At 69.0% G+C, this 4822-nt stretch carries 3 protein-coding genes and 3 pseudogenes; 2 read left to right on the top strand and 4 right to left on the bottom strand.

Annotated elements, in window-relative coordinates; all coding sequences use genetic code 11:
• Positions 1-94: 94 nt before the first annotated feature.
• Positions 95-523, bottom strand: a pseudogene (locus ACI2L1_RS44895) (ATP-binding protein); the annotation flags it as partial.
• A pseudogene (istA, locus tag ACI2L1_RS44890) lies at positions 520-2174 on the bottom strand (IS21 family transposase). The pseudogenes ACI2L1_RS44895 and istA, both read right to left, overlap by 4 nt.
• A gap of 182 nt (positions 2175-2356) precedes the next feature.
• Between istA and ACI2L1_RS44885 the strand changes: the two are divergent.
• Entirely contained in the window at positions 2357-2650 is a 294-nt protein-coding gene (locus tag ACI2L1_RS44885; protein WP_404745257.1) for a hypothetical protein, read from the top strand.
• Positions 2651-2656: 6 nt separating this feature from the next.
• A pseudogene (gene tpg / locus ACI2L1_RS44880) lies at positions 2657-3212 on the top strand (telomere-protecting terminal protein Tpg).
• 21 nt (positions 3213-3233) lie between these two features.
• On the opposite strand, the gene ACI2L1_RS44875 reads toward tpg, so the two are convergent.
• Both ACI2L1_RS44875 and ACI2L1_RS44870 read right to left on the bottom strand, forming a co-directional pair.
• A complete protein-coding gene (locus ACI2L1_RS44875; RefSeq protein ID WP_404745256.1) occupies positions 3234-3824 on the bottom strand; it encodes a tetratricopeptide repeat protein in 591 nt (196 codons plus the stop codon).
• Positions 3730-4566, bottom strand: coding sequence for a hypothetical protein (locus tag ACI2L1_RS44870; protein WP_404745255.1), 837 nt, complete (start codon positions 4564-4566; stop codon positions 3730-3732). Before ACI2L1_RS44870 ends, ACI2L1_RS44875 begins: the two co-directional genes overlap by 95 nt.
• Positions 4567-4822: the final 256 nt, after the last annotated feature.

Genomic DNA, 4822 nt, shown 5'->3' with positions numbered 1-4822 from the left:
GCCGAGGCTTCTTCTTCCCCATGCTCTCCATGATGGACATCCTCCCGGGGCAGAACCCCTGATCTCGGATGTCCGTCAAAGCGGATCAAGCCCACAGCACGTAGCGGACGCGGAAGCCGTGCATCGCCGCCTCGGTGCCCAGGGCGATCAGGAGGTGGGACTTGCCGGTGCCGGAGTCTCCGATCAGGCAGAGCGGCTCGCCCTTCTTGACCCATCCGCAGGTGGCGAGGGTGTTGACGGTGGCCGGGTCGATGCTGGGGTTGGCGTCGAAGTCGAACGCCCGCAGGCTCTTGTCCCTCGGGAAGGAGGCGGCCTTGATCCGGCGTTCGGAGCGTCGGCGGGCCCGGTCGTCGCACTCGGTCAGTAGTTCGGCGAGGAAGGCCCGGTATGACATCTGGTCGCGAGCGGCGCCTTCGGCGAGGTCGGCGAACTGCTGGCGGATCGACGGCAGCCTGAGCATGCGGCATGCCTGGTCGATCGAGGCAGTGGCGGCTTCTTCGGTCAGTCCGCGCTTGCGTGTCATGATCCCTCTTTCTCGCCGGCCGTGCGGCCGTGCCGTTGCAGGAGTTGGTCGTAGTGGGCCACCGACGCAGCGGCCGGTTGTCGGGCGGGAGATGGGACAGCTTCCAGTCGGACAGGAAGGTGACCGTGCCGCTGGTCTTCTCCTGCGGCTGGACGGGGCGGGCCGGGGCAGGCTTCACGGGCTCGGTGGAGGTCTCGCCTTCGGCGGATTTGCGGGCCTCCAGTGCGACCGCGTCCGCAGTCAGGGCGCCGGCCCGGTGGGCGGCGGCGAGTCCGGCGACGACGTGTTCGTGTTCCATGTGGCGGCTCAGCAGCAGCACCTCGATCAGGGCTCTGGTGCCGGCCGCCTCGCCGTGGGCGGCGCGGGCTGCGGTCCACCAGGCTTCGTGGACGGGGGTGAACTTCCCTGCGGCTTTGGCCTGTTCGAGGGCGGTCGCTCCAGGGAATGCGCCTGGCTTGCGCAGGAGTGCTTCCAGGTAGTGGTCCAGGACCAGGCGGGATTCGCCCCTGCCGCTGAGCCGTTCGTGGTGGGCGACCACGGTGCGGCCGTCGTAGACGACCAGGTCGTTGGCGTGCAGCAGCACCCGCAGCTGGCGGCCGATGAAACGGACCGGGACCGAGTAGGAGTTGCAGCGGACGGTGACCTGCCCGAAGCGGTTGACCCGCGGAGTGAACCAGCGTCCGGTCTCGAACACCTCGCGGGGCAGTGGCCGCAGCAGCGGCTGTTCCTGGGCGAAGTACTCGCCGATGGTGCGGGTCTTCGACCGCAGACGTCGACCTTCGTCATCCACGTCCCACTGGTCGACCAAGGCGTTCAGCTCGGTCAGCGAGGCGACCTCGGGGACGGGGACGAAGTGGTTGCGACGGTAGTAGCCGATCTGGCCCTCGACGCCGCCCTTCTCGTGGGCGCCCTCGATGCCGGGACGGCAGTAGAAGGCATCGACGCCCCAGTGCGAGCGGAACGCCGTCCAGCGGTCGTTCTCCACCCTCGCCCTGGACAACCCCAGGACCCGTTCGACCGCAGCTCGCAGGTTGTCGTATGGGATCCGGCCGCGGGGTATGCCGCCCAGCGTCCGGAACGCGTGCACGTGGCCTTCGAAGAACGCCTCCTGGCCACAGGAGGCGAACACACGGTGCACCGCCTTGCCGGAGTAGGACAACCGCATCGAGAACAGATAGACCTTGGTCAACTTGCCCGCGAGCAAAACGTGCACGTCGCCGAAGTCGACCTCGGCCTCCGCCCCCGGCAGATGCGTCTGCGGTACGAACATCGTGTCCGGGCCCACCCCGGCCTGCCTGCGGATCTCCTTGCGGCGGTCCTTCACATAGACCCGAACCATGGAGTATGAGATGGCGTCGGCCCCATGGCCCTCGACCAGGCGGTCATAGATCCGCTGGGCGGTGTGCCGCTGCTTCGGCAGAGCATCCAGGTCAGCCAGCAGCATTCCGTCGATCAACGGTTTGTACGGGTCGAGCCGGGACTCCTTGCGCCGCTGCCTCTTCCGCGGCTCGGGCCACTGGCCGTCTAGGGCCCGCCGGACCGTCCTCCAAGTCACGTTGTGCGTGCGCTGAAGCGCCCTCAGCGACAAGCCCATCCGGTGATCGCGGCGGATCCCCGCGTACAACTCGACCTTCGACTGCGAGTTACCCATGAGGCCCCCAGCGGCAAGAGCACACCTCACGCTCCCACCGCAAGCCCTCACGTGGCGTCAAAACAAACTGACATCGCGAACTCGGTCAGAAGGTGACTCCCACAGTCACATCGAAACGGCTCCCGCAGTCACCTACATAGCCAGACATCCGGGCCGCGGTGCTGTCCACCGTCCGGATCGGGATGCACTGCAAGCTACTCAAGACCGCTGCCGCGACCGGCCGCTACCCCGTCGCGATCGGCACGGACTGCATCGTCTACCCCTCCACCGGCCCGTCCCCGCTGGACATCCTGCCGCACACGGACGAGGGCAAGCCGGTCGCGGGCACGTTCCGGCTCGGCATCTCACGCGGGATGGTCAAGCACCAGGGCACCCAGACCGTGCTGTGGGCGGAAGCCCAGTTCGAAGAGGCGGGCACCGTGTTCAACCTCGCCAACCTCATCAAGAACGACCCGACCGCCGGAGAAGGGGAGTAGCAGGTCATGGCCGATTCGCTCGGGGACAGCCTGGACCAGGCGCTGGAGACGGCGTTCACCCGCCGCATCCCACAGAGCGCCCAGGCGCAGATGAAGTACCTGGTCAAGCAGCTCAAGGGCACCAACCGCCGCGCAGGCGCTCGGGGTGTCCCAGCGCACCGTGGAGCGGTACGTCGCGGGCAAGTTCAAGCGGCCCCGCCGCGACCTGCGCGACCGCATCGAGCGCGAGGTCAAGAAGCGGTGGCAGCCGCAGATCCGGGCGAAGGCCAAGAAGAAGGCCACGAGCACCGGCGGCCTGGTCGTGAACGCCCGGGCCCGCTTCGGGTTCACCGCCGCCCCGGGCACGACCGACGACGCCCGGATCCGCGACATCACCCAGGCCCTGCCCCCGCGCTGGGCGGACCGCCTCTTCGAGGCCCGCGACGCCGGCGCCAACGAGCAGCAGCTCCAGCGCATCGCCGCCGAGGGCCTGGCAGAGATGTACTTCCGGAACAACAACACCCGCGCCCACGGCCTGGGCGTGGAGTTCACCGACGTGGAGCACATCCAGATCGAGCTATAGGCAGATAGCCCGTAGACAAGGTCAATACTCAAGCGCCTGCCACTCAGACAATGCTGTGCGGGCGGTCAGGGTGTCCGGGTGGTCGCCGCCCAGCAGCCGCTCGCGGTCGGCCACCACCTGCTCCAGCAGCGCGATCGCCTCCCCCGTACCGCCCGCCTGCCCGTAGGAGGTGGCGAGGTTGGCGCGGGCGGTCAGGGTGTCCGGGTGGTCTCCGCCCAGGATCCGCTCGCGGTCGGCCACCACCTGCTCCAGCAGCGCGATCGCCTCCCCCGTACGCCCCGCCTGCCGGTAGGAGGCGGCGAGGTTGACGCGGGCGGTGAGTGTGGAGGGGTGCTCGTCCCCCAGCAGCCGCTCACGGTCGGCCAGCACCCGCTCCTGGATCGCGATCGCCTCACCCGTACGCCCCGCCTGCCGGTAGGAGGCGGCGAGGTTGGCGCGGGCGGTCAGCGTGTCCGGGTGGTCGCCGCCCAGCAGCCGCTCGGAGTCGGCCGCCACCTGCTCCTGGATCGCGATCGCCTCACCCGTACGCCCCGCCTGCCAGTAGGAGGAGGCGAGGTTGCCGCGCGCTAAGCGTGTCGGGGTGCTCGCCGCCCAGCAGCCGCTCGCTGTCAACGGTCATGTCCTGCCAGTAGGCGGCCGCGGAGGCGGCCAGACCGGCGTTGAGGAGGCTGTTGCCCGCCCGGTAAAGGACCGGGTGCCCGTCCGGCTGCCAAAGGACATCCCTAGTGTGGCCGGCGAGGGCATCGGTGTTGGCGCGCAGGGTGGCCGCAAGGTCGGGATGGGGCTGGTCGACCTCAGGCCACAGCTCCAGGAGAGCATCAGCGGCCGCAGCGGCGAGTGCCGGCTGCTGGTCCTCGGGGACGGTCTCCCGCACAGCACGCGCGGTCAGGGCATGAACACGCACGGCCCGGTGCTGGTCGGCAGCAGTGTCGTACGTGATCAGCCCGTATCGGTCCAGGAGCCGTAGAGCAGCGTGTGCGTCGGCGCCGGTGACCGGGCGAGGCTGGGATATGCGGCGGCGAAGACGGGCGAAGCGAGAGGGAATGGGCGGTTGGTCTTCGGTCAGGTAGGCGGTAAGGGCGGGAGCGTGCCAGAGGGCAACGGGGTGTCCGGCTGGGTCGAGGTAGGCGGTGATCCGGAGTGCGGTCCGGGCCAGGGGGCCGTGGGGGTCTTTGTCGGTGGCGTCGAGGGCGAGGAGGAGGGTGGTGGTGATCTGCCGGCCGTAGCGTTCGGTGTCCGCCCAGCGAGGCAGGAGTTCGTCCAGGCGAGCGGCACGTTCGGTGAATTGTTCCAGGTAGGTCGTGCAGGGGGTGTCCTCGCGGAGCATGCAGGCGGCGGCGTGCCCCAGGGCCAAGGGCAGGTAACCCAGGGCCTGGGCGAGCGCGGGGGCCTGATCATCGAGGAGGTGGGTTTTACAACCCTCGGTAAGGCGGGTGGTGAGGTAAGTGGTGGCTTCGGTGGGGGTGTAGACGTCGACGTCGATGCGGGTGCGGCCACCGCCGGTCAGGCGCGGGTTGGGCTTGATCCGCTTTGACGGACATCCGAGATCAGGGGTTCTGCCCCGGGAGGATGTCCATCATGGAGAGCATGGGGAAGAAGAAGCCTCGGCC

The organism is Streptomyces sp. NPDC019531 (genome assembly GCF_044903305.1).
GTDB lineage: Bacteria > Actinomycetota > Actinomycetes > Streptomycetales > Streptomycetaceae > Streptomyces.
Note: the sequence above shows the minus strand (reverse complement) of the source record. Positions and strands in the feature narration are given on the sequence as shown.

Excerpts from the sequence above, each read along its gene's own strand:
- ACI2L1_RS44885 (WP_404745257.1), top strand. The coding sequence starts at position 2,357 with ATGCACTGCAAGCTACTCAAGACCGCTGCCGCGACCGGCCGCTACCCC.